23 protein-coding genes are annotated in these 22,787 nt (G+C 66.9%); 8 read left to right on the top strand and 15 right to left on the bottom strand.

What is annotated here, in order from left to right; translation table 11 throughout:
* Positions 1 to 23 precede the first annotated feature (23 nt).
* Positions 24 to 1,748 carry a sensor histidine kinase gene (locus JOF57_RS02455; RefSeq protein ID WP_209913301.1) on the top strand — a complete coding sequence of 575 codons (1,725 nt, stop codon included), beginning with the start codon at positions 24 to 26 and terminating at the stop codon, positions 1,746 to 1,748.
* Between the two features lie 63 nt (positions 1,749 to 1,811).
* Here JOF57_RS02455 and JOF57_RS02460 read toward each other — a convergent pair whose 3' ends face one another.
* Both JOF57_RS02460 and glpX read right to left on the bottom strand, forming a co-directional pair.
* Positions 1,812 to 3,221, bottom strand: coding sequence for a class II fumarate hydratase (locus JOF57_RS02460; RefSeq protein WP_209913303.1), 1,410 nt, complete (start codon positions 3,219 to 3,221; stop codon positions 1,812 to 1,814).
* Between the two features lie 18 nt (positions 3,222 to 3,239).
* The gene (gene glpX / locus JOF57_RS02465; RefSeq protein WP_209913306.1) at positions 3,240 to 4,268 is read right to left on the bottom strand and encodes a class II fructose-bisphosphatase; all 1,029 of its coding nucleotides are present in this window, start codon (positions 4,266 to 4,268) and stop codon (positions 3,240 to 3,242) included.
* Between the two features lie 55 nt (positions 4,269 to 4,323).
* Between glpX and JOF57_RS02470 the strand changes: the two genes are divergently transcribed.
* On the top strand, positions 4,324 to 4,962 hold the full coding sequence (locus tag JOF57_RS02470; RefSeq protein ID WP_209913308.1) for a DUF4245 domain-containing protein: 639 nt from the start codon (positions 4,324 to 4,326) through the stop codon (positions 4,960 to 4,962).
* A 23-nt stretch (positions 4,963 to 4,985) separates the two neighbouring features.
* Positions 4,986 to 5,789 carry a dienelactone hydrolase family protein gene (locus JOF57_RS02475; protein WP_234937688.1) on the top strand — a complete coding sequence of 268 codons (804 nt, stop codon included), beginning with the start codon at positions 4,986 to 4,988 and terminating at the stop codon, positions 5,787 to 5,789.
* Here JOF57_RS02475 and JOF57_RS02480 read toward each other — a convergent pair.
* The 4 genes from JOF57_RS02480 to JOF57_RS02495 all read right to left on the bottom strand — a co-directional run bounded on the left by JOF57_RS02480 (position 5,786) and on the right by JOF57_RS02495 (position 9,745).
* Entirely contained in the window at positions 5,786 to 6,997 is a 1,212-nt protein-coding gene (locus tag JOF57_RS02480; RefSeq protein ID WP_209913312.1) for an AI-2E family transporter, read from the bottom strand. The two genes, JOF57_RS02475 and JOF57_RS02480, sit on opposite strands and share 4 nt — an antisense overlap.
* A gap of 65 nt (positions 6,998 to 7,062) precedes the next feature.
* The gene (locus tag JOF57_RS02485; protein ID WP_209913314.1) at positions 7,063 to 7,908 is read right to left on the bottom strand and encodes an SDR family NAD(P)-dependent oxidoreductase; all 846 of its coding nucleotides are present in this window, start codon (positions 7,906 to 7,908) and stop codon (positions 7,063 to 7,065) included.
* Complete coding sequence (locus JOF57_RS02490) at positions 7,905 to 8,669, bottom strand: SDR family NAD(P)-dependent oxidoreductase (protein ID WP_209913316.1); 765 nt, start codon at positions 8,667 to 8,669, stop codon at positions 7,905 to 7,907. Before JOF57_RS02490 ends, JOF57_RS02485 begins: the two co-directional genes overlap by 4 nt.
* On the bottom strand, positions 8,666 to 9,745 hold the full coding sequence (locus JOF57_RS02495; RefSeq protein WP_209913318.1) for a cholesterol dehydrogenase/isomerase: 1,080 nt from the start codon (positions 9,743 to 9,745) through the stop codon (positions 8,666 to 8,668). The genes JOF57_RS02490 and JOF57_RS02495 overlap by 4 nt, the downstream gene beginning before the upstream one ends.
* Positions 9,746 to 10,143: 398 nt before the next feature.
* Here JOF57_RS02495 and JOF57_RS02500 point away from each other — a divergent pair, with 398 nt between their 5' ends.
* Positions 10,144 to 10,419: a hypothetical protein gene (locus JOF57_RS02500; RefSeq protein ID WP_234937689.1), complete on the top strand. Its 276-nt coding sequence runs from the start codon at positions 10,144 to 10,146 to the stop codon at positions 10,417 to 10,419.
* 11 nt (positions 10,420 to 10,430) lie between these two features.
* Here the strand turns inward: JOF57_RS02500 and JOF57_RS02505 are convergent, their stop codons facing one another.
* Positions 10,431 to 11,630 carry a cytochrome P450 gene (locus JOF57_RS02505; RefSeq protein WP_209913321.1) on the bottom strand — a complete coding sequence of 400 codons (1,200 nt, stop codon included), beginning with the start codon at positions 11,628 to 11,630 and terminating at the stop codon, positions 10,431 to 10,433.
* A gap of 165 nt (positions 11,631 to 11,795) precedes the next feature.
* Here JOF57_RS02505 and JOF57_RS02510 point away from each other — a divergent pair, with 165 nt between their 5' ends.
* Positions 11,796 to 12,350, top strand: coding sequence for a TetR/AcrR family transcriptional regulator (locus tag JOF57_RS02510; protein ID WP_209913323.1), 555 nt, complete (start codon positions 11,796 to 11,798; stop codon positions 12,348 to 12,350).
* On the opposite strand, the gene JOF57_RS02515 is transcribed toward JOF57_RS02510, so the two are convergent.
* The 3 genes from JOF57_RS02515 to JOF57_RS02525 form a co-directional block, all read right to left on the bottom strand.
* Positions 12,347 to 13,231, bottom strand: a complete 885-nt coding sequence (locus JOF57_RS02515) for a formylglycine-generating enzyme family protein (protein ID WP_209913326.1) — start codon at positions 13,229 to 13,231, stop codon at positions 12,347 to 12,349. The two genes, JOF57_RS02510 and JOF57_RS02515, sit on opposite strands and share 4 nt — an antisense overlap.
* Positions 13,232 to 13,309: 78 nt before the next feature.
* Positions 13,310 to 14,203 (bottom strand): HAD family hydrolase, encoded by an 894-nt coding sequence (locus tag JOF57_RS02520; protein WP_209913329.1) that lies wholly within the window; start codon positions 14,201 to 14,203, stop codon positions 13,310 to 13,312.
* Between the two features lie 4 nt (positions 14,204 to 14,207).
* Positions 14,208 to 15,758, bottom strand: a complete 1,551-nt coding sequence (locus JOF57_RS02525; RefSeq protein WP_209913332.1) for an arylsulfatase — start codon at positions 15,756 to 15,758, stop codon at positions 14,208 to 14,210.
* 143 nt (positions 15,759 to 15,901) lie between these two features.
* Between JOF57_RS02525 and JOF57_RS02530 the strand changes: the two genes are divergently transcribed.
* Together JOF57_RS02530 and JOF57_RS02535 are read left to right on the top strand one after the other, a co-directional pair.
* Positions 15,902 to 16,984: a tellurite resistance/C4-dicarboxylate transporter family protein gene (locus JOF57_RS02530; protein WP_209913334.1), complete on the top strand. Its 1,083-nt coding sequence runs from the start codon at positions 15,902 to 15,904 to the stop codon at positions 16,982 to 16,984.
* On the top strand, positions 16,977 to 17,252 hold the full coding sequence (locus JOF57_RS02535; RefSeq protein WP_163668383.1) for a dsRBD fold-containing protein: 276 nt from the start codon (positions 16,977 to 16,979) through the stop codon (positions 17,250 to 17,252). The genes JOF57_RS02530 and JOF57_RS02535 overlap by 8 nt, the downstream gene beginning before the upstream one ends.
* A gap of 7 nt (positions 17,253 to 17,259) precedes the next feature.
* On the opposite strand, the gene JOF57_RS02540 is transcribed toward JOF57_RS02535, so the two are convergent.
* The 4 genes from JOF57_RS02540 to JOF57_RS02555 all read right to left on the bottom strand — a co-directional run bounded on the left by JOF57_RS02540 (position 17,260) and on the right by JOF57_RS02555 (position 20,421).
* On the bottom strand, positions 17,260 to 18,339 hold the full coding sequence (locus tag JOF57_RS02540; protein ID WP_209913336.1) for a 3-beta-hydroxysteroid dehydrogenase: 1,080 nt from the start codon (positions 18,337 to 18,339) through the stop codon (positions 17,260 to 17,262).
* A gap of 63 nt (positions 18,340 to 18,402) precedes the next feature.
* Positions 18,403 to 18,615 carry an exodeoxyribonuclease VII small subunit gene (locus tag JOF57_RS02545; protein ID WP_019347571.1) on the bottom strand — a complete coding sequence of 71 codons (213 nt, stop codon included), beginning with the start codon at positions 18,613 to 18,615 and terminating at the stop codon, positions 18,403 to 18,405.
* Between the two features lie 19 nt (positions 18,616 to 18,634).
* Positions 18,635 to 19,864 carry an exodeoxyribonuclease VII large subunit gene (gene xseA / locus JOF57_RS02550; RefSeq protein WP_209913338.1) on the bottom strand — a complete coding sequence of 410 codons (1,230 nt, stop codon included), beginning with the start codon at positions 19,862 to 19,864 and terminating at the stop codon, positions 18,635 to 18,637.
* The gene (locus JOF57_RS02555) at positions 19,861 to 20,421 is read right to left on the bottom strand and encodes a lipid droplet-associated protein (protein ID WP_209913340.1); all 561 of its coding nucleotides are present in this window, start codon (positions 20,419 to 20,421) and stop codon (positions 19,861 to 19,863) included. The genes xseA and JOF57_RS02555 overlap by 4 nt, the downstream gene beginning before the upstream one ends.
* A 54-nt stretch (positions 20,422 to 20,475) precedes the next feature.
* Here JOF57_RS02555 and JOF57_RS02560 point away from each other — a divergent pair, with 54 nt between their 5' ends.
* Entirely contained in the window at positions 20,476 to 21,486 is a 1,011-nt protein-coding gene (locus tag JOF57_RS02560; RefSeq protein ID WP_209913342.1) for a 4-hydroxy-3-methylbut-2-enyl diphosphate reductase, read from the top strand.
* Positions 21,487 to 21,522: 36 nt separating this feature from the next.
* On the opposite strand, the gene JOF57_RS02565 is transcribed toward JOF57_RS02560, so the two are convergent.
* Positions 21,523 to 22,713 (bottom strand): DUF6542 domain-containing protein, encoded by a 1,191-nt coding sequence (locus tag JOF57_RS02565; protein WP_209913344.1) that lies wholly within the window; start codon positions 22,711 to 22,713, stop codon positions 21,523 to 21,525.
* Positions 22,714 to 22,787: the final 74 nt, after the last annotated feature.

Consider the following 22,787-nt stretch of genomic DNA (forward strand, 5'->3'; position numbering starts at 1 on the left):
ACGCCGCGGCCGGTAGTGCCAGCATGGTGGACGTGACTGGTCACGGTGTGCAGCCCGACGACGAACAGCGAACTCCGCCGTTGCGGAACACTCTCGCGCAGTTGCGCTTGCGTGAATTGCTCACCGAGGTCCAGGACCGGGTCGAGGAGATCATCACCGGCCGCGACCGGATCGACGGCCTGGTCGAGGCCATGCTGGCGGTGACCTCGGGCCTGGACCTTGAGGTCACGCTGAGCACCATCGTGCGGACCGCGATCGACCTGGTCGATGCCCGCTACGGCGCGCTGGGTGTCCGCGGCGACGACCATGAGCTGACCCAGTTCGTCTACCAGGGCATCGATGACGCCACCCGCGCCGTGATCGGGGATCTGCCCGAGGGGCGTGGTGTGCTCGGCGTGCTGATCGATGACCCGAAACCGATCCGCCTCGACGACATCCGCGAACATCCCGCGTCGGTCGGGTTCCCGCCCAACCACCCGCCGATGCGGACCTTTCTCGGTGTGCCGGTGCGGATCCGCGACGAGGTGTTCGGCAACCTCTACCTCACTGAAAAGACCAACGGACAGCCGTTCAGCGAGGACGACGAGGTGCTCGTGGAGGCACTGGCTGCCGCCGCAGGCGTTGCGGTGGAGAACGCCCGGCTCTACCAGCTCTCCCGCGACCGGCAGGCCTGGATCGCGGCCATCCGCGACATCGGCACCGAACTGCTCGGCGGCACCGACCCGGCCAGGGTGTTCCGCATGGTGGCCGATGAGACGCTCAAACTGACCGGGGCCGACCGCATCGTGGTCGCGGTGCCCGGCAGCGAGGTCCCCGCCGGCGAGGCCGATGCCCTCGTCGTGGCCGCCACAGCCGGCCGTCCGACCACCATCGACTCACTTCCGGTGGGTCCGCAGTCAGCGGAGGGGGCGGTGGGCGCGGCGTTTCACGACGGCACACCGCACCGGCTCGACCGCCTCGAGCTGGACGGCGCGGGCGGCCCGGCGCTGGTGCTACCGCTGCGCGCGACCGACACCGTCGCCGGGGTACTGGTGGCCGTGCGCGCCGACGGCGCCCAGACCTTCACCGCCGAGCAACTCGACATGGCCGCAGCGTTCGCCGACCAGGCCGCGGTGGCCTGGCAGCTGGCCAGCTCGCAGCGCAGCGTGCGTGAGTTGGAGATCCTGGCCGACCGGGACCGCATCGCCCGGGACCTGCACGATCACGTGATCCAGCGCCTGTTCGCGGTCGGACTGTCACTGCAGGGCACGATCCCGCGGGCAGATTCCCCCGAGGTGCAGCAGCGGCTCACCGCCACCGTGGACGATCTCCAGGCGGTGATCCAGGAGATCCGCACCGCGATCTTCGACCTGCATGGAGCCCAGGCCGGCGCGACACGGTTGCGGCAGCGCCTCGATGAGGTGATCGCCCAGTTCGCCGACGCGCCGATACACACCGGCACCCGGTTCGTCGGCCCGCTGTCGGTGGTCGATTCGACCCTGGCCGACCATGCCGAGGCGGTGCTGCGTGAGGCGATCAGCAATGCCGTACGTCATTCGGGGGCAACCGAACTCACCGTGTTCGTGGAGGTGGCCGACGACCTGTCCATCGAGGTGGCCGACAACGGCTGCGGGATCGCCGCCGAGGTCACCGAGAGTGGGCTGGGCAATCTGCGGGCCCGGGCATTGAGCGCGGGTGGCCGGTTCACCATCACCGACCGGCCCGGCGGTGGGACCGTGTTGCGTTGGGCCGCACCGCTTCCTGAGTAGTGCAAATGCAAAGCGCCCCGAAACCGTGCGGTTTCGGGGCGCTCTCGCGAATAGCGGAAGTGGCTACTCCCCGTCCTTCACCTTCGCCATGGCGAGCACGTCGAGGCGCTTGTCCAGCTCGGCCTCCGACAGCTTGTCGCCGATCAGGCCGCGGTCGACCACCGTCTGGCGGATGGTCTTCTTCTCCTTGAGGGCCTGCTTGGCGACCTTGGCGGCCTCCTCGTAGCCGATCGCCGAGTTCAGCGGCGTCACGATCGACGGCGAGGACTCGGCCAGGGTGCGCAGATGATCCTCGTTGGCAATCAGGCCGTCGATGCACTTCTCGGCGAACAACCGAGACACGTTGGCCAGCAGGGTGAACGACTCGAGCACGTTGCGCGCCATCATCGGGATGTACACGTTGAGCTCGAAGGCGCCCGACAGGCCGCCGACGGTGACGGCGGCGTCGTTGCCGATGACCTGCGCGGCCACCTGGGTAACCGCCTCGGGCAGAACCGGATTGACCTTGCCCGGCATGATCGAGCTGCCCGGCTGCAGGTCCGGCAGCTGGATCTCGCCCAGACCGGTCAGCGGGCCGGAACCCATCCAGCGCACGTCGTTGGCGATCTTGGTCAGCGAGACGGCGATCGTCTTGAGCGCACCCGATGCCTCGACCAACCCGTCGCGGGCTGCCTGAGCCTCGAACGCATCTGAGGCGGTACGCAATTCGGCCAGGCCGGTCTGGTTGACCAGCACCTCGACCACCTTGGGACCGAAACCGTCGGGGGCGTTGAGCCCGGTACCCACGGCGGTACCGCCGATGGCGAGCTCACCCAGGCGGGGCAGCGTGGCCTTCACACGTTCGATGCCGGCCTCGATCTGACGGGCGTAGCCCCCGAACTCCTGGCCCAGGGTCACCGGGACGGCGTCCATCAGGTGGGTGCGGCCCGACTTGACCACGGTCTTCCACTGCTTGGCCTTGGCGGCCAGCGACTCATGCAGCACCTCGAGCGCCGGAATCAGGTGGCGCACAGCGGCTTCGGTGGCCGCGATGTGGGTGGCGGTCGGGAACGTGTCATTGGAGCTCTGCGACATGTTCACGTCGTCGTTGGGGTGGACCGTCACGCCGTTGCGGGCGGCGATCGAGGCGATCACCTCGTTGGCGTTCATGTTCGAGCTGGTGCCCGAGCCGGTCTGGAACACGTCGATCGGGAACTGGTCGTCGTGCAGGCCGTCGGCGATCTCACCGGCCGCGGCGATGATGGCGTCGGCCTTCTCGGCGGCCAGCAGGCCCAGGTCCTTGTTGACCTGCGCGCAGGCTGCCTTCAGCAGTCCCAGCGCCCGGATCTGGGTGCGCTCCAGCCCGCGGAAGGAGATCGGGAAGTTCTCCACGGCGCGCTGGGTCTGCGCCCGCCACATGGCGTTGACCGGAACCCGGACCTCGCCCATGGTGTCGTGCTCGATGCGGTATTCGACGTCGGTGTCGGAGCTCATGCTGACCTTTCTGACCAGTTACGGGAGCGGGTAGGCGGCGGTCTTGTCGCCGGTGAAGTCGATGGCGGAGTACTCGTTGAGTTTGGTCAGCCGGTGGTAGGCCTCGATCATCCGGACGGTGCCGGACTTGGACCGCATCACAATCGACTGGGTGGTGCACCCGCCGGGGTAGTACTGCACGCCCTTGAGCAGGTCACCGTCGGTGACGCCGGTGGCGCAGAAGAAGACGTTCTCACCCGACACCAGATCCTCGGTGGAGAGCACCTGGTCCAGGTCGTAGCCGGCGTCGAGGGCCCTCTGCCGCTCGGCGTCGTCGGTGGGGGCCAGCTGGGCCTGGATCGCACCACCCATGCAGCGGATGGCGGCCGCGGCGATGATGCCCTCGGGGGTTCCGCCGATACCGGCCAGGATGTCGGTGCCCGAGTTGGGCCGACAGGCCGAGATCGCCCCGGCCACGTCACCGTCGGTGATCAGCCGGATGCGGGCGCCGGCGGCGCGGGCATCTTGGATCAGCTGGGCGTGCCGCGGCCGGTCCAGGATGCACACGGACAGATCTCCCACCGAAGCGCCGCGCACCTTGGCCACCCGGCGGATGTTCTCGCCGATCGGGGCGGTGATGTCGATGGCGTCGACACAGTCGGGGCCCACGGCGATCTTGTTCATGTAGAACACCGCTGACGGGTCGAACATCGTGCCGCGCTCGGCGACGGCGAGCACCGAGATGGCATTGGGCATGCCCTTGCTCATCAGCGTGGTGCCGTCGACCGGGTCGACGGCGAAATCGCATTCCGGGCCGTCGCCGTTGCCGACCTCTTCACCGTTGAAGAGCATCGGAGCTTCGTCTTTCTCGCCCTCGCCGATCACCACGACACCGCGCATCGATACCGAGTTGACCAGCTCACGCATGGCATCGACGGCAGCCCCGTCGCCGCCCTCCTTGTCGCCGCGACCCACCCAGCGGCCTGCGGCCATGGCGCCGGCCTCGGTTACCCGGACGAGCTCAAGGGCAAGGTTGCGATCCGGGGCTTCCCCCCGCGTGGGACTCATGGCCCAGATTGTCCCAGAACGTGGTCAGGGTTTGGGAGCTGGGATACTGGCAGCCATGTCCGATCAGCCCACCGCCCAGCCGACCCCGGCCCCGAAACCGGCGAAGGCCCGGTTACTGCAGGACGGCCGGGACATGTTCTGGTCGATGGCGCCGCTGGTGGTGGCCTGCATCGTATTGGCCGGGATGCTCGGAATGTGTTCATTTCAGGCGAGTGGACCCGGGGCGGGCCCGGCTCCCGAGTTCGATGCGCCGGCTGCCTTCCAGGCCGACGCCGACGCGCTGAAGATCCCCATCCGGATGCCCCAGCTGCCAGAGGGCTGGCAGCCGAACTCCGGCAGTCGCCACGGCATCGATGGTGGTGTGACCTTGCCCAACGGTCAGCACGGCCGCGCGGTGTCCTCGCGTATCGGCTATCTGGCACCCAACGGGAAGTATCTGAGCCTGACCCAGAGCAATGCCGACGAGGCCGCGCTGGTGGCCTCGATCAAGCCGGATTCGTATGCGTCGGGCACTCAGGACGTCGACGGGGTCACCTGGGTGGTCTACGAGAGCAGCGACCCCGAACCGGTGTGGACTGCGAGGCTGAGTGGGCCGGCGCAGGTGGCGATCACGGGCGCCGGTGGTACCGATGAGTACCGTACGCTGGCGAGTGCGACGCAGAAGCAGTCGCCGCTGCCGATGAAGCGGCCGTGACGCACTAACGGATGGAGCCCGTGTTGTCGTCGCCAGTTGCAGATCTCACCGGGTGGACCGCCACCCCGTTCACAGCCGCCGGCCAGACCTACGACGTGTACCGCAAGGGTGCGGGCCCCGGGGTGGTTCTGATCCCCGAGATCCCCGGCCTGCATCCCGGCGTTCTCGCGCTGGGCAATCATCTGGTGGACAACGGCTTCACGGTGGCAGCGCCGTCGCTGTTCGGTACTCCGGGCGCGGCGGCAGTACGGCCGGGCGCCATCGGAGTCATGGTGAAAGCTTGTGTGACACGAGAGTTTTCAGCATTCGCCACCAACGCCGACCGGCCCGTCGCGCACTACCTACGGGCCCTGGCCCGCGATCTCAATGCCAACACCCCCGGAAAGGGCGTCGGCGTGATCGGGCAGTGCTTCACCGGCGGCTTCGCGCTAGCCGCCGCGGTGGACGACAGCGTGCTGGCTCCGGTGCTCAGTCAGCCGTCGGTCCCCATCGCCCTGACCGCGGCGCAGAAACGCGATCCTGGCATGTCGGAGGCCGAGCTCAAGATCGTCGAGCAACGCGTCGCCAACGACGGCCTGTGCGCGCTGGCCCTGCGGTTCAGCCAGGATAAGTTGGCGCCGGGAGAGCGGTTCGCCACCCTCAAGGCCCGCCTCGGTGATGCGTTCGAGGTGATCGAGATCAACTCGAAGAAGGGCAACCCCGACGGACTGTCGGCGGCGGCGCATTCGGTGCTGACCGATCAGGTCCGCGAGGTCGACGGGCATCCCGCCTATGAGGCGCGCAAGCGGGTGGTGGCGTTTCTTACCGAGCGTCTGAGCGCGAATTAGGCGGAGGTGCGTCTGTCCGACTCGGCTTCGGGTTCGGCCTCGGGTTCGGTTGCGGGTGCCTCGTTGTTGTGCCCGAGCCGCTTCTGAATCCAGCCCCACACTCGTTTCCATGGGGTGGGGCCCGGTGTGTCGGTTTCGTCGGTTTCCAGCTCGACGCCCTTGTACACGGCCAGGTACACCATGACCGTGGTGACGATGATGATCATCAGCACGGGCCCGATCACGATCCCGAAGAAGCCGAACATCGAGATTCCGGAGAACACCGCGAGCAGCATCAGGGCGGGGTCCAACCGGGCCGCTTTGGGCACGAGCCACGGGCGCAGCGCATTGTCGATGTTGGTGACCACCAACAGGTGGAACACCACCACGAAAATTCCGCCGATGACGTTGCCGAAGAACATCATTCCGATGCCGAACGGAATGGTGACAATGCCGCCGCCGAGTGGGATGACAGACAGCGCGGTCAGCAGGATCGCGAAGACGAAGAACCCGTTGTGGAAGCCCGCGATGTAGATCGAGATCGCCCCCGCCACGCCCTGGCAGAACGCGATCACGAACTGGCCCTTGACCGTGCCCTTCACCATGGCGCCGGTTTTTGCCAGGTACAGGTCGGTGATCTCCTCGCCGAGCGGGTTGAGCCGACGGATCAGGGTGGCCAACTCATCCTTGTTGACGAGCATCGAGATGAACACGTACAGGAAGATGATCGACGAGGTGATCGCGCCGACCATGCCGCCGACCGCACCCTGCAGGATGCCGAGCAGCCATTCGCCGAGATGCTGAGACAGCTTGACCACGGTGTCGCGCAACGAATCCGCGGTCAGATGGATGTCGAGGAACGGCACCCGTCCCAGCAGTGAGTTGACGAGTTGCAGGGCCCGGTCGCCGAGAGTGCTGACGTCGGTGTCGCCGATCCACGTGCTGACTGTGTTGACGAGCTGGGTGACCTGGACGATCGCCATGAACACAATGAGGGATATCGGGATGATCACCATGAGGACGGCGACCAACAGCGTCAGCGTGGCCGACAGTCCGGTGCCCAATCGGCGCTGAAACCGTTGGTAGAGCGGGGTGAATAGGTAGGCGCTGACGGCCGCCATCACGATCAGGATGAAGTAGCCGCGCAGGAAGTAGGCCCCGAGTAGCACGGCCAGGACCGTGAAGACGGCCAGGGCCCGCTTCTGGGTGAGGGTGAACTGGTCTTTCATCTCCGCCCCTTCCCGCCGTTGCGCTGACCTTATCGTCACGCCGGCGTGACGGTCGGCATTGAGCGTCACTCCAGCGTGACGTCGGAGCTCGCTGCCGAGGGGCGGGCGGCCTGGCCGGCGCGTTGTGCGGCGACGAAGCGCATCGAGAGCCGCTGCATCAGGCCGGGCGCCAACCGCGCGATGAGCCAGGAGGCATGGGCGCGACGGGGTTTGACCAGGATGGCCTTGTTGCGGGCGATGGCGCGCAGGGTGTCGGCGGCCAGCCGGTCGGCGTCGTAGGCGGTCTTGACGCCCTGGCCCTGCAGGAAGTAGTCGCGCCCGACGAACCCGCCGACCGCGCCCTTGTCCAGGATCGGGGTCTCGACCGCGGCCGGGCACACCGCCAGCACGCCCACCCCATGGGCCGCCGCCTCCGAGCGCAGGGCCAGCGACAACCCGACGACGGCATGCTTGGTCATCACGTAGCTGGTGAGCTGGCCCGCGGCGGCCAGCCCGGCCATCGAGGCGGTGTTGACGATGTGGCCGTGGCCCTGCCGGATCATCTGCGGATACGCCGCGGCGACACCGTGGACGACACCGCGCACATTGATGTCGATGATGGCGTTCCACTGGTCCAGCGTCAGCAGCTCGGTGTCGCCGCCCCAGACGATGCCTGCGTTGTTGAACATCAGGTCAAGCCGTCCGGCCCGCTCGACGACGCCGTCGACTGCGGACTGCACAGCGGTCGCATCGGTGACGTCGAGACGTGCCGACCGTGCGCCGAGCGTTGAGGCGGTGCGGGCCGCCGCATCTTCGTCGATGTCGGTGCACAGCACCTCGGCGCCGGCGGCCACCAGCGCGCGGCACAGGGCCGCGCCGATGCCGGATCCGGCGCCGGTGACCAGCGCCTGCTTTCCGGCGAGGGAGGTCACGCCTGGGCCAGCTTCATGACATGGCCGAGGATGTCCGGGTAGCGCTTGAGGTGTGCGCCGCCGTTGAGATCGAGCACCTCGCCGGTCAGCCACGACGCCTGCGGTGAACACAGGAACACCACCGCGGCGGCGATGTCTTCGGGGGTTCCGCTGCGGCCCAGTGCGGTGTTCTCGATGTAGTCCTCGACCACACCGGGGATCATCGCCGCGGGATCGGTCAGCGGGGTCTTCACGAATCCCGGCGCGATCGCATTGACCCGGATGCCGCGCGGCCCCATTTCCAGTGCCGCCACCTGCGTCAGCATCGACAACCCGGCCTTCGCCGCGCAGTAGGCGCTCATGCCGGCCGCGGGCTGGCGCCCGTTCAGCGACGAAATCGACACCAGGACGCCACCTTCGGGCAGGTTGCGGCCAGCGTGTTTGGCGACGATGAACCCGCCGTTGAGGCAGACGTCGACGACGGAGCGGAAGTCCTCGACCGCCAGGTCGGTGATCAGGCCGATGTTGCTGAACCCCGCGCAGTTGAGCACGATGTCAACGGGTCCTGCCGTCTCGAACAGCTTCTGCACCGCTTCCTCGTCGGTGACGTCGACATAGGCGCTGGTGTGCGGCGCACCGAGCTCGGCAGCTCGGGCCGCGGCGCCGTCGGCGTCACGGTCGGCCACCACGATGCGGCAGCCGTCGGCGGCCAGGGCCTGCGCGCTGGCCCAGCCGATCCCCGAGGCCCCGCCGATGACGATCGCTACCCGTTCGGTGCTCATGCTTGGATCCCATCCGGGCGGTGGTCGCCCCATTTCTTGTCGATGGCGTTCCACGGGTCCGCCAACTGTCCTGGATAGTCCTTGTAGGCGGACTTCGACCGCAGGAACGCGCGGATCAGAGGTGCCGCCAGTCCGATCGGGAAGCGCTTCAGCCCGGCGTTGGCCCTGGTGTCCGCCAGGAGCTGTGGCCACGAGTGATGCTGGAACCCGAGCACTTCCTGCGCCCGGCTGGTGTCCATCCAGTCGGTGGCGAACCAGGCGGCGTCGTCGTCGGGGTTACCGGGCCGGCCGATCGGTAGGCCACCCCTGATGCCCATCGCGCCGGCCGCTTGCGAACCAACTGCCGACTGGATGTGCCGGTGTGTTTCGGCGTCGCCGCCGATCAGCAGCACCTCGTGGTTGGCGGTGTCGGTCGGGACCGTGGTGGCCGCGACGAACGCTGCCGCGACATCGCGCACATCGACGGTCTGCAGCCGCCCGTCGGCGGGCAGCACGCTCTCGAACGAGATCAGGTCGACGTCGATGCCGAGGCTGAATTCGGAGCTCATCACCCCGCCGAGGCGCAGGATCAGCCAGTCCAGCTTCGAGGCCCGGACCAGGGCTTCGGCCTCCACCTTGTGCGCGCCGTAGATATCGGACGCGTTGGTCGGGGTGTCGGGGGTCAGTACGTCGTCGATGTGGTGTGGGTTGCGGGCGCCGTACACGGCGATGCTGGACGCTTGCACGAATCGGGGCGGAATCGGCTGGCCTTCGGCGGCCCGCACCAGCGATGCGGTGGCCTCGACGTTCACCTTGCGGGCCAGCCCGCGGCGCATGTAGCAGAACGGCGGGATGATCGCGGCGAGGTGGATGATCGCGGCCGGGGCAACCGCGGCTACCAGCGCGTCGACGGCGGCAGAATCGGTCAGATCGGCCCAGCGCACCGCCACCGATGCCGGGAGTGCAGCGGCGGCCTTGCGGTTCGCCGGTACGTCGAGATCGGTCGCGACGACCGTGCGTCCGCCGGCGGCCAGCGTCTTCACGACCGCGGAGCCCACCAGACCGAACGCGCCGGTAACCAAAACAGCGTCGGACATAGGCCTCCTCGCTAGAACGTGTTCCAACCCTAGCGAACACGGATGTGGCGTGTGTCACCGCGACCCTGGCCTCGACCGCGGGTTCATCGGAGGCCGTTCGCCCGCGGGTGCTCAGCAACCGGTACATGGGCGTGGTACTGGGGCGGCGGCGGAGAAAGCGAATGTTGCTGCAGTTGCCTCAAAAGCATTGGTCAATGGCGTCGTCGTGGGCCAGATGTGACCAGGGACACGTGATCCGGCTCGGTGTGACCCATTTGCCCGAACGGTGTTCGTTACCGGATTTGGAAATTTGCCCGAGACCTATGCAGGGTGTGGCTGTACGTATCGACGAAAGTGAGCCGATCGCAGGTGATTGTGATGTACTCGGTTGCACGCGTCAGTAATTGGGGAGGTGTGTGATGTCCGAAGATGTCGTGACGGGGGTTAACGACAGTGACTCCGGCGAAATTGCCGCAGACGTTGCTGTGGGATCCTCGGTGATCGTTTATCCGGGAACTGATGACGAACTGCACGGCGTCGTCGTCGAAGATTTCGCCGACTTGGCCGGTACCGCGGTCGAGGTCGCTGGCGAGCAAATCGCGCAACCGGCGCGACGTTGGGCGGTCAACCTCGACGACGGCGGCCTGGTGTTCGTTGACGACGACAGCATCGCGCTCGCTGCGCAAGCGGCCTGAGTTCAGCTAGTTCACCGCACGTCCAGCGGAAGCTGACGTAACCGGCGCACCAACAGGCTGGGCTGCCATTCGGCATCCCCGGCCGGACTGACGGTATTGCCGGTGCACAGCAGGGCTGAGATCACGATGCGGGCTTCGAGCCGGGCCAGTGCGGCCCCGAGGCAGAAGTGGCCGCCCTTGCCGAATGCCAAGTGATTCTTGATATTCGGCCGATCCAGCCGGAACTCGTTCGGATCCCCGAATACCTCCGCATCCCGATTGGCCGCGCCCCACAACAGCAGCAGGTGGCTGTCCGCGGGTAGCGCGACGCCTGCGAGTTCGGCATCGGCCAGGACATGCCGATAGTGGCCCCGAAACGGGGACTCGAACCGCAGTACTTCCTCCAGGAACGGCGTGATCATGGCGGGATCCCGGCGCAGCCGTTCGGCGAGGTCGGGGTGTCGGCTCAGAATCCATACGGCGCTGCCGATCAACGACGCGGTCGATTCGCCCCCCGCGCCCACCAGCTGGATCAGCATGAACGCTGCCGCGTCGCGGGACACGCGTTCGGCCGCGCAGTAGGCCGCAAGGTCTCCCAGTAGGTTCTCTCCCGGATTTGCCGACGCTTCGGTGAACCGTTCGGTCAGATACCCGCCGAGTTCAACGGCTGCGATGCCCGACGCGGTCAGCTGGTCGGCATCGACCAGCCCGTCCAGCAGTTGGGTGCTGGCATAGGCCCACGTCACCAGTCGATCAACGTCCGAGGCAGGCAGCCCCAGCAGGCGCGCCACCACCAGCATGGGCAGCCGGTCCGCCAAGGCCGACATCCACTCGAATTCTCCGTTCGCCCCGGCCAGCAGGTCGGCGGTGACGGCCGCGATGAAGGGTTCCAGTTCGGCTATCCGCTTGGCGGCCATTCGGGGCAGCACCATCTTGCGGTGGGCGGCGTGGGCCGGATCGTCTGCGGTGGCCAACACGTGGATGGGGCTGCCCGGCTCGCCCATGCCGAATGCGGAGACGGTGCCGTCGGGCTGGGACCACATGGTCGCGGTGAGATTCGACGAGAAGTCCTGGGAACGTGCGGTGGCCTCGATGACGGCGTCGAATGATGTCACCACGAAGAACGGGGAGTCGCCGACCTGCGCCACCGGGGCCTGGGCCCGCAGCCGGTCGTAGAGCGGATACGGGTCCTGCAGGCAGGCGGGTTCGAATAGTTCGTGTGCCAGGAGCATTTGGCCAGGTTGGCTGGCGATTCCGGACGCGTCAATGAGGCCGGGGCAGGTTGATACGAGCCTCTGGGGCTCGCGGTGCGGGGGCGTCTCAGGGCAGGGCGGTGACCTGCATGTGCGGTGAGATCAATCCGTGATTCTGTCTCATATTGAGATAGATTCTCAGCTATGTCTCCCAAGGGTGCGGACTGGCTGCTCGGGGGTGACCGACGTGTCGAGGCCGCCGAGCGTATCTATGCCGCGGCGGCCGAGCTGGCTGCCCGCGACGGGTTCGACGCGCTCGACATCGATGCGCTCGCGGCGCGGGTGCACTGCTCGCGTGCGACGGTCTATCGGCATGCGGGCGGCAAGGCGCAGATTCGCGATGCCGTGCTGGCCCGGTTGGCCGCTTCGATCGTGGGGGAGGTGCGACGAGCGGTCGACGGACTGACCGGAGCGCAACGGGTGCTCACTGCCATCACCGTGGCACTGCAACGCATTCGAGCTGATCCGATGTTCGGACTGCTACTCGGCTCACTGCGCAGTGGGGGTGGGATGGCGGACCTGACGCAATCGCCGGTGCCTGCCGCGTTTGCCGCCGAACTCACCGGATTGGACGAGGACGACCCGGCCGCTGCGGCATGGATCGTGCGCCTGGTGCTGTCGCTGTTGGTCTGGCCCGGGTCTGACGAGGCTGCCGAGCAGCAGATACTGATGCGCTTCGTCGCTCCGGCGTTCGGCTAGGGCCGCCTGACGCATCGAAAGCCGATGTGGCTCATGCCGGTATCCACCATCTGGGGTCGCCGTGCCGCCGGGCGATACCGCATGCAGTAGCTGTCGGCACATAGGAACGAGCCGCCCTTGATCACCCTGCGCCCGATCTGGAACTGCGGCTGGTTCGGGTCGTAGGTGTCGGCGGCGCAGCACGGCGTGGTGGCCCGGTCCTCGCCGTACCAGTCCGTGGTCCACTCCCATACGTTGCCGGCCATGTCGAACAGACCGTAGCCATTGGGCTCGAAGCTGCCGACCGGTTTCGTTGTGCCATAACCGGTATCGGGCAAGTAGGGGAATTCGCCATGCCAGTAGTTGGCCAGGCGTTTCCCGGGTTGTTCGGGCTCGTTGCCCCAGGTGTATGCGGCACCGCAGATACCACCACGGGCCGCGGTCTCCCACTCGGCTTCGGTGGGTAGTTTCAGACCGGCCCAGTCTGCATAAGCCGCGGCATCGTCAAAGGCGATGTGCACCACGGGATGCTGCTCGCGACCCTTCAGCGATGACCGGGGCCCGCGTGGGTGGTTCCAGCACGCGCCCGGCGTCCATGCCCACCACTGGTTGAGGTGCCGCAGGTCCACCGGGCCCGCGGTGCGCTGGAACACCATCGAGCCGGGAACCAGATTTTCCGGTGGGGCACCCGGGAAGTCGTTCGGGTTCACCTGACGTTCGGCGACCGTGAGATAGCCGGTGGCGTCCACGAATTCGGTGTACTCGGCGTTGGTCACCTGATGACGTTGGATCCAGAACCCCGCGGTGGCAACCTCACGCGCCGGAGCCTCCTCGGCATAGTGCGCGTCCGAGCCCAGGATTGTCGTCTGTGCCGGAATCCAGACCAGATTGGGTGATGTCATGCGTCGACTCTGCGGTGAGGGCGAGGGTTGCTCGCACTTTTGCGCCGTGGACGCAGAGTCGATGACCTCGGTGCACACTCAGTCAAAGACCGTCGTCCAATCGTCCCGCATGCTCGCCACCGTCCAGTGGCGGTCGGTGGCGAGCCCCAGTACCTTCTCCGCCCCTGCGGTGTAATCGAATTCGCGTTCGGCGTCGTCGTGACGGACCAACAGACCCAGTGACGGGCCGGGGCCGGCGCTGGTGTACTCCAGCATCTGGATATCCCCGTTGGAGTTACCTGCCGCGAAGATCGGGCGCCGACCCGTCCGGCCCCAGATCCGTACGGCTTTGACCGGGCCGTCGTTGAGGAACTCCGGGGTGGCCGTGGTCTTCAGATCACCGTCGACGAAATCGAGCCCCACCGAACTGCCGATCACCCGCTCCGGCGGGATGCCGTACATCGATTCTGTCACCGGGCGCATGAAATCACGGCCGCCCCCGGAGGTGATGTAGTTGGTGAAGCCGTTGGCCTCCAGGTAACGCAGCAGTTCGATCATCGGCTGATAGCCGCACGCGGTGTACGGGCGGCCCAGGGTCGGATGCCGGGCCACCGCGAAGAACTCCTTGACCCGGGCGGCGTGATCCTCGACGGTCAGTCCCGCGTAGGCCGAAAGTATGCCGCCGGCAAGGATCTTGAGGACCGAATCGTCACCGTTGTAATGCTTGGTGACGGCGTCGCCGAACCAGGCCAGGTCCCCGGCCGCGGCGGCCGCGTACGGCTGCTTGTCTTTCAGGGAAGGGTCGGCGGCGGCCTGCTCGGCCAGCCGTCGCACCAGGAAGTCCAGCTGGATGTAAGCCGGCTTCTCACACCACAGCGTGCCGTCGTTGTCGAACACGGCGACGCGCTCCTCGGGCGGTACCTCGGCGGTGGCGCGCGCCACGAAGTCGACGATCGCCGACTTCGTGGCGCCGTCATTCCAGGATTTCAGCACCTGGTCAGTCTCTGGCCAGGAATTCGTGCAGCTTCTCGACCACCTGGTCGACGCTGAAGCTGGCCGGTGGGTGCCGCGGCGGGAACTCCTTGAACGTCTCGAGGAACTTCGTCGCCATCGCCGTCGCGTAGAACACGAAGAAGTCATGCCGCAGCAGCCACTCGTAATACGTGTTCGAGGTGATGTCGGCGTACTCGAACGGGTCGGTCCGCAGGTTGAACAGCTTCGGTACGCGCAGCGGGGTGAACGGTTCGGCCCAGATCCGCAGGGTGCCCTGGCACCGCTGCTCCTGGAAGACGATCTTCCAGTTCTCGAACCGCATGGCGACCAGATCGGCGTCGTCGGAGAAGTAGAAGAACCCGCGTCGGGGACTCTCGTCGGCTTCGCCGGTCAGGTAGGGCAGCAGGTTGTAGCCGTCGATGTGCACCTTGTACTCGGTTTGTCCGTCGGCTCCCGCCTTGTGACCCGTCTTGAGCTTCTCGCTGATGTCGGGGTCGCCTGCGGCGGCCAGCAGGGTCGGCAGCCAGTCATGATGCTGAATGATCTCGTTGGACACCGTGCCCGCCTTGATCTTTCCGGGCCAGCGAATCAGCTCCGGGACCCGGAAGGCGCCCTCCCAGTTGGTGTCCTTCTCGCTGCGGAACGGGGTGGTGCCGCCGTCGGGCCAGGTGTTGCGGTGTGGGCCGTTGTCGGTGGAGTAGATGACGATGGTGTCCTCGGCGATGCCGAGTTCGTCGAGCACGTTGAGCACCGTTCCCACGTTGCGGTCGTGGTCGATCATCGTGTCGTGGTACGGCGACTGCCACAACCCGGCCTGCCCGCGGCTTTCGGGCTTGGTGTGGGTGTAGAGGTGCATGTGGGTGAAGTTGCACCACACGAAGAACGGATTGTCGGCGTCGTGCTGCCGTTTGATGTAGTCGACGGTGGCAGCGGCGATGTCCTCGTCGATGGTTTCCATCCGCTTGGTGGTCAGCGGGCCGGTGTCTTCGATGGTCTGCTTGCCGACGGGTCCGTACTTCGAGTCATCGGGTTCGCCGGACACCTCCGAGGTGGCCTTGCACTTCAAGACGCCACGTGGCTTGGCCAGGTTGTACAGCCTGGGGTAGCGATCCTCGTGCGGGTAGTCGAAATTCTCCGGTTCCTCCTCGGCGTTGAGGTGGTACAGGTTGCCGAAGAACTCGTCGAAGCCGTGGAGAGTCGGCAGATACTTGTTGAGGTCGCCGAAGTGGTTCTTGCCGAACTGCCCGGTGGCGTAACCCATCGGCTTGAGCAACTCGGCGATGGTCGGATCCTCGGCGGCCCAACCGATGTCGGCGCCCGGGATGCCAACTTTGCTCATTCCGGTGCGGTACACACTCTGGCCACTGATGAAGGCCGCCCGGCCCGCGGTGCAACTTTGCTCGCCGTAGGAATCGGTGAATCGCATGCCCTCATTGGCGATGCGGTCGATGTTCGGGGTGCGGTAGCCCATCAGGCCGTCGCTGTAGCAACTGAGATTGCTGATTCCGATGTCGTCACCCCAGATGACCAGGATGTTCGGTTTGCCGTTCGGCATGGTTAGGTCCTTCCGCGCGGAAAATCCTGTGCGAGTTGAACTTTATGCTCAGGTGCGCGATAGCGCCGCGGAACGCGCCTCGAGGCGGACCCGAGATCGCCCACTCAGGCGTGGCTGCGACTGCCAGATGGTAAGACCGGAGCATGAGCCAGGCGAGGGGATCCGAGGCTGTTCGTACCCTGCACCCGGGCTACTTCGCGCTCGTCATGGCCACGGGGATCGTGTCCATCGCGGCGCAGTATCACCGCACCTACGCACTGTCGGTGGTGTTGATGTGGCTGGCGGGGATCTCCTATGTGGTCCTGGTCGTGCTGGTGGCCGTGCGGATCATTGTGTTCCGGCGCGAGTTCATCGAGGATCTGACCGACCCGCGGCGCGGCTTCGCGATGTTCACCTTCGTCGCCGCGACCGGCGTGCTGGGTACCCGGGTGGCCACTGACGATCATTACGGCCTGGCCTTCGGACTGCTGGCGGTCGGGTGGTTGGCCTGGCTGGTGTTGGGGTACGTGGTGCCGTGGACGGCGGTACTCGGGCGCGCGGCCCGACCGGTCCTGCAGAGCGCCAACGGCACCTGGTTCATCTGGGTGGTCGCCAGTCAGTCGATCGCCGTGCTGGCGGCGGCACTGCAACCCCAGATCGCCCAGGGCCGAAGTGAATTGGCGTTGCTGGCCGTGTTTTCCTGGTCCGTCGGGATATTTCTGTACGGGGCGGCCGGCATGTTCGTCGCACTCAGGATGCTGATGTACCCGCTGCGGCCCGAGGACCTCACCCCGCCCTACTGGGTCGCCATGGGGGCCACCGCGATCACCGTCGTGGCCGGTGCCCGGATCGTGGAAATGGCCGACGCCCCGATGGTCGCGGCCACCCGCGGTCTCATCGCCGGTACCTCGGTCTTCTTCTGGGCGTTCGGCACCTGGCTGATTCCACCGCTGATCGCCGCAGGTATCTGGCGGCACGTCGTGCATCGCATCCCGTTGCGGTACGACGCGACGATGTGGAGCGTGGTGTTCCCGCTCGGGATGTACGGCGTCGGTGGCCACTACCTCGGGCAGGCCGATCAGTTGCCGATCGTGGAAAGCATCGGCTACCTCGAGGGCTGGGTGGCGCTGGCGGCGTGGGCGGTGACGTTCGTGGCGATGCTGCGCCACCTTTTCCTCACACTGTGGCCTGGTATCCGCGGCCGATCCGGTGCACCCTTGGAGGTGGAGGGTGATCGACATGTATGACAAGGACCTGACCAACAAATGGCTCGTCGAGATCGAGTTCTCCGAGGACGAGATCCACACCCACGCCACGGCCCGGGCGGAGGTGCGCGATGACACGATGTCCACCACCGGAGATTCCTACCGCAACCCGAGAGACCCGGGTGCACCGATGATCGGTGAGGAGATCGCCGCGGCCCGTGCGCTTATCGCTTTGGGCAGCGATCTACTGCATGCCGCATCGGCGCGCATCGAACAGTCGACGCACCATCCGGTGCATCTGTACCGCTGATTGCCTTCTAGGCAGTCTGCTTGGCGTCGGACGCCATCTCACGGAACAGGTCGACGTAGTAGGGCATGCACTCGGCCATGGCCTGCTCGGTGGTGAACAACGGCTCGTAGCCCAGGTCGCGTTTGGCCTTGGCGATCGAGAAGTAGTTGTTGAGGTAAAGCCGTTCCACCGCAAGGGGTTCGATCAGCGGCTCGGGCAGAGCGAACTTGAAGTGCAGCCACTGCCAGGCCATCATCACCTTGTGCACGAGCTTGCCTGACACGTAGAACGTCGGCAGTGGGCGTCCGCACGCGGCGAGCACCGGGCGGGCGAACTCGAACATGTTGATCGGCTCGCCGTCGTTGATGAAGTAGGCCTGGCCGGGTGCGGTGCCGCCGGGGACCAGATGCTGGCCGGCCAGGATGAACCCGTGGATCAGGTTGTGCACGTAGGAGTTGTCGAGCTTGATGTTCTTGTTGCCGACGAGCACCTTCACGTGTCCGGAGAGCACGTTCTCGAACACCTTGCGGAACATGGTCTGGTCGCCACGACCCCAGATGCCGCTGGGCCGGATGGCGCACGTCAGCATGTCGTGCTTGCCGTTCTCGCTGAGCACGAACTTCTCGGCGACGACCTTGGTCTCGGTGTAGAGGTCGTTGAACCGGGTCGTGTACGGCATGGTCTCGTCGCCGTTGACGATGTCCTGCCCACCCATCACGACGCTGTTGGACGCGGTGTAGACGAAGCGCTTGACGCCCGCCTCCTGTCCCGCGTGCACGAGGTTCTTGGTGCCCTCGACGTTGACGGCGAAGCTGCGCTGCCGGTATTCCTCGGTGACCGAGGCGCCGCCCATCAGGTCGATGATGGCGGCGGTGTGGATGATCGTGTCGATGTCCTTGACGGCTGCGGCCACGGTCGGCTTGTCGCAGATGTCGCCCTCGATGACCTCAAGGCCGGCGTGATCGCCCAGTGGCGACGGCGCGCGGTCGAAGGAACGCACCGTGTATCCGCGGTCGAGCAGTTCGGTCACCAGATTGGCCCCGACGAAGCCGGAGCCGCCGGTCACCAGGACGCGGCCGAGTTCAGTGGTCAGAGATGCGTCACCCATGACGGGCAGCTTAACTGAAACAGGTTCCAGTTTCGAGGGTGATCGGCAAGCGTGGTTGCTGGGTCAGTCCTCGTCGGACTCGCGGGCCGCCAATGCCTGCTCGACGCGCTGCCGTGCTCCGGCTAAATGTTCTTCGCAGCGTTGTGCCAGCTTCTCGCCTCGTTCCCAGAGGTTGAGCGAAGCATCGAGGTCGAGCCCACCCTGCTCCAACTGCTGCACGACGGCGATCAGCTCATCACGGGCCTCTTCATAGCCAAGTTCACTAATAGGCTTAATACTCACGCTGTTCACACCCTTACTCGCTACCGTCGCTGACCGCTGAGATGACGCCGTCGGGGACCCGCACCCGCAGGCGGGTGCCGATCGGCGCGTCGGACACCGACCGAAGAACCGATGGCGACCCGGACGCCGGGACCGCCTGGACCACCGCATACCCGCGGGCCAGGGTGGCCGCCGGACCGAGCGCGGTCAGCCGTGCCGACAGGTGGCCGACGGTATCGGTCTCCGCGGCGATGAGCCGCGTGATGTCACGTTGGGCGGTGGTCCTGGCGCGCGCGATCTCGTCGGCGCGGGCAGTCAGCGCCGCCAGGGGTTGCGCGAGTACCGGGCGGCTTCGCAACTGCTCCAGGTGATGCTGCTCGCGATGCACCCAGTTGCGTAGCGCGCGGGCGCTGCGTCGGTGCAGATCGGTGATCAAAGCCTGTTCGGCGGCCGCGTCGGGGACGATCCGTTTGGCCGCGTCGGTCGGGGTGGCCGCGCGCAGGTCGGCGACGAGATCAGACAGGGGAGTGTCGGGTTCGTGGCCGATCGCGCTGACCACAGGGGTGCGGCAGGCGGCGATGGCCCGGCACAGCGTCTCGTCGGAGAACGGCAGCAGGTCCTCGACGCTGCCGCCACCGCGGGCCAGGACGATGACGTCGACGTCGGGATCGGCGTCCAACTCCGCGAGCGCCTCCACGATCTGGGGAACGGCATTGGGCCCCTGAACGATCGTGTTGCGGATCGCGAAGCGCACCGCGGGCCAGCGGGTGGTGGCGACCGTCGTCACGTCCCGCTCGGCGGCCGAGGCGCGTCCGGTGATGAGGCCGATGGTGTTGGGGAGGAACGGGATCGGCCGTTTGAGGCGTGGGTCGAACAGCCCCTCGGCCTCCAGCAGCCGACGCAGCCGCTCGATCCGGGCCAGCAGCTCGCCGACGCCGACCGCGCGAATCTCACTGACCCGCAACGAGAATGTGCCGCGGCCCGTGTAGAAATTGGGCTTGCCGCAGATGATCACCTGGGTGCCCTCGGACAGCTTGACCGGGGCGTTGCGCACGAGATCGCGTGGGCAGGTCAGCGTCAGGGACATATCGGCCGCCGGATCCCGCAGCACCATGAAAACGGTTTTGGAATCCGGACGGATCTTGAGTTCGGTCAGCTGGCCCTCGACCCACACCGGGCCGAGCCGGTCGATCCACTTGGCGACGCGGGTCGCCACGGCGCGGACCGGCCAGGGGTTCTCCGGCGACTGGCCCGGTTCGGTCACTTCGCGGTCGCGCGGGTGATCCTGTTGGCGAGCAACGTGACGTACGGTGCACGGGCCCGGCCGGCCTCCTCAAAGGCCAGCAGCGTCTCAAGATCAGCCACGCGCAGCGAGGTCAACCGGGCGCGAAGCTGCGCCAGCGTCAGCGCGTCGTACCCGAGTTCGGCCGCGATGTCCGGCGCCGCTCCCGAGCCGGAGGCACGTGCGGCCTTGCCGTTCGTCGCAGCGGCGGCCTCGGGCTCCCCGGTGCTGTACAGCGCGAACCGCCCCTCGGTGCGCCGCTCGTCGTCGGCGTCGTCAGTGAGGCCGGAGTCGATGTCTTCGTCGAAGGTGGCCCACTCGGGCTGCTCGTCCTTGGGCGGAAAAATCTGTTCGAGCGTTTCGTCGCCCTTGACGACCAGTTCGGCGAGGTTCTGCTGGACGTGCATGAAAATGTTGGCCGCCTGGCTGGCCACCGTCATGGGGTACGTCAGGATGGTTTGGGGCAGCTTGCGCGTTTCCTCGATCGCGGTCGCAGCCGCGCCCACCAGCAGCCGGACCCCGTACGGTGCAGTTCCCATGGCCCACAGCCTACGGCTGGCTGGGTGCCGCGGTGGCCCCGTACCCTTGGAGACATGCCGCCGACAATCAACATGGGTATCCCGGGTGCCACGAGCTCGGTGAGGTCAGGCGGTTCGCAAGCCTCGGGCAAGCGAGTCCTGCTGGCCGAACCGCGCGGATACTGCGCCGGGGTCGACCGCGCCGTCGAGACCGTCGAGCGCGCCCTGGAGAAGCACGGCGCGCCGGTCTACGTCCGGCACGAGATCGTGCACAACCGGCACGTGGTGGAGACATTGGCCAAGGCCGGCGCCGTATTCGTCGACGAGACCGACCAGGTCCCCGAAGGTGCCATCGTGGTGTTCTCGGCACACGGCGTGGCACCGACGGTTCACGTCGAGGCGGCCGCCCGCAATCTCAAAACGATCGACGCCACCTGCCCGCTGGTCACCAAGGTGCACAACGAGGCCAAGCGGTTCGCCCGTGACGACTACGACATCCTGTTGGTCGGCCACACCGGGCACGAGGAGGTCGTCGGTACCGCCGGCGAGGCGCCCGATCACGTGCAGGTCGTCGACAATCCGGACGCGGTCGACAAGGTCACGGTGCGGGACCCGAACAAGGTCATCTGGCTGTCGCAGACCACGCTGAGCGTCGACGAGACCATGGAGACGGTGCGCCGGCTGCGGGAGAAGTTCCCGACGCTGCAGGATCCGCCGAGTGACGACATCTGCTACGCCACCCAGAACCGCCAGGTCGCGGTCAAGGCGATGGCGCCCGAATGCGAGCTGGTGATCGTGGTCGGCTCGAACAACTCATCCAACTCGGTTCGGCTGGTCGAGGTGGCTCTCGGTGCAGGATCCGATGCGGCTCACCTGGTCGACTACGCCGAGGACATCGATCCGGCCTGGCTGGAGGGCGTCACCACGGTGGGCGTCACCTCCGGGGCATCGGTGCCCGAGGTGCTGGTGCGCGGTGTGCTCGAACGGCTTGCCGAGTACGGCTACGGGACCGTGCAGCCCGTGACCACCGCCAACGAAACGTTGGTGTTCGCGCTGCCGCGTGAGATCCGTCCGCCGCGCGCCTGATCCGCGCTGCCCCGGTCGGGGGTCGGTGACCCGGTTTCAGTCGTCGTAGTCCCGGGAGTGACGTCCCCGGGACGCTGCGCCCTTTGGTGAGCGCGGGCGGGTCCGGTGCTCCACCCGGTGATCCTCGTCGTCAGAACCGCGGTACCGCACCCGCGACACCGGATGGTGCGTCGAACGGCCGGAACCGGTCGGCGGATCGAACGAGTCCTCGAACGGCTGATAGTCGTCGAATCGGCGGCGCTGCCGCTGCGGGCGCTCACGCGGCGAATCGAACGCGCCGGCCTCACGTCGCTCGGGCGGTGGTTGCTTGCGCGGCTCACGCGGCTGGGTGCGCACCCGGCGGGGCGGCTCACCGGCCCCGGGCTCGGCCGAGCGCGGGGGCCTGGGCCGCCGTGGCCGCTCGGGAATCCCACGGTCGAGTTCACTGTCGAGATCGCCGGCGGCTGCCCGGCTGGGGCGGGGGCGCGGCGGTGCGGTGCGTTTGGTCGGCCTGCGCTCGCCCCGGGCCCGTCCGGCGCCCGCTCCGGCCGCCGCAGCGGCGCCCGTACCCGGTTCTTCGGCCGGACGTCGCCGTGGCGGTCGTTCGGAGGGACGACGGCGCGGCGGGCCGTCCGCGGCAGGATCCTGCGCGGCGGTCCGGTCCCGGCGCGTCGATGCCACGGCGGGTTTGCGGAGCACCAGCCCGGAAAGTTTTGCTGTGACTGATGACACAATTCCCGCGACGGGTGTCGCCGTGGCCGTTTTGGCGCCCTTGGCCGTCCCGGACGCGTCGTCCACTTCGGTTTCGTTGCGCGACGTCAGGCCGATGTACCACCGGCCGAGGCCGATCAGCAACACCGTGGCCGAGAGGAACAGCATCAGCGGAAAACGTTCGATCAGGGGATATCCGCAGTTGATGGCCAGGTCTTTGACGCCCTGCAGCTCGCCCCCGTGGAACAGGAAATAAGACCCGGGTACCGCGACGAACAAAATCAGTGGGGGCTGGATCACCGCGGTGAACAGCCCGGCCTGCTGAACGGCCAGCACCGACCCGATGCAACCGAGGGAATAGCAGATCGCGAACACCGAACTGAGCTCTCGATCGCCCGAACCGGCGTCGAAAGCAAACCCGATCGCGGTAGCCGTGACCGCCAAAATGACAGCTCCCCACCACGGCACACCGGCGAATCGCGGGTGTACAGAGCGATGGTCAGCCGGCACTGCCGACTGTGCGCGCTGTCCTGACACACGTAGACCGTACCGGCTCTTTCTGGCCGCGTGCTGCCAGCTCGCGCGGGCGTGCCGGTCACACCGGCCTAGAC

This window comes from Mycolicibacterium lutetiense (assembly GCF_017876775.1).
GTDB classification, from domain to species: Bacteria; Actinomycetota; Actinomycetes; order Mycobacteriales; family Mycobacteriaceae; genus Mycobacterium; species Mycobacterium lutetiense.

Bases quoted from the DNA above. Each gene is read 5' to 3' on its own strand.
- JOF57_RS02455 (WP_209913301.1), top strand. From the start codon at position 24: ATGGTGGACGTGACTGGTCACGGTGTGCAGCCCGACGACGAACAGCGA.
- JOF57_RS02460 (WP_209913303.1), bottom strand. From the start codon at position 3,221: ATGAGCTCCGACACCGACGTCGAATACCGCATCGAGCACGACACCATG.
- glpX (WP_209913306.1), bottom strand. From the start codon at position 4,268: ATGAGTCCCACGCGGGGGGAAGCCCCGGATCGCAACCTTGCCCTTGAG.
- JOF57_RS02470 (WP_209913308.1), top strand. From the start codon at position 4,324: ATGTCCGATCAGCCCACCGCCCAGCCGACCCCGGCCCCGAAACCGGCG.
- JOF57_RS02480 (WP_209913312.1), bottom strand. From the start codon at position 6,997: ATGAAAGACCAGTTCACCCTCACCCAGAAGCGGGCCCTGGCCGTCTTC.
- JOF57_RS02490 (WP_209913316.1), bottom strand. From the start codon at position 8,669: ATGAGCACCGAACGGGTAGCGATCGTCATCGGCGGGGCCTCGGGGATC.
- JOF57_RS02495 (WP_209913318.1), bottom strand. From the start codon at position 9,745: ATGTCCGACGCTGTTTTGGTTACCGGCGCGTTCGGTCTGGTGGGCTCC.
- JOF57_RS02500 (WP_234937689.1), top strand. From the start codon at position 10,144: ATGTCCGAAGATGTCGTGACGGGGGTTAACGACAGTGACTCCGGCGAA.
- JOF57_RS02505 (WP_209913321.1), bottom strand. From the start codon at position 11,630: ATGCTCCTGGCACACGAACTATTCGAACCCGCCTGCCTGCAGGACCCG.
- JOF57_RS02510 (WP_209913323.1), top strand. From the start codon at position 11,796: ATGTCTCCCAAGGGTGCGGACTGGCTGCTCGGGGGTGACCGACGTGTC.
- JOF57_RS02515 (WP_209913326.1), bottom strand. From the start codon at position 13,231: ATGACATCACCCAATCTGGTCTGGATTCCGGCACAGACGACAATCCTG.
- JOF57_RS02525 (WP_209913332.1), bottom strand. From the start codon at position 15,758: ATGCCGAACGGCAAACCGAACATCCTGGTCATCTGGGGTGACGACATC.
- JOF57_RS02530 (WP_209913334.1), top strand. From the start codon at position 15,902: ATGAGCCAGGCGAGGGGATCCGAGGCTGTTCGTACCCTGCACCCGGGC.
- JOF57_RS02535 (WP_163668383.1), top strand. From the start codon at position 16,977: ATGTATGACAAGGACCTGACCAACAAATGGCTCGTCGAGATCGAGTTC.
- JOF57_RS02540 (WP_209913336.1), bottom strand. From the start codon at position 18,339: ATGGGTGACGCATCTCTGACCACTGAACTCGGCCGCGTCCTGGTGACC.
- JOF57_RS02555 (WP_209913340.1), bottom strand. From the start codon at position 20,421: ATGGGAACTGCACCGTACGGGGTCCGGCTGCTGGTGGGCGCGGCTGCG.
- JOF57_RS02560 (WP_209913342.1), top strand. From the start codon at position 20,476: ATGCCGCCGACAATCAACATGGGTATCCCGGGTGCCACGAGCTCGGTG.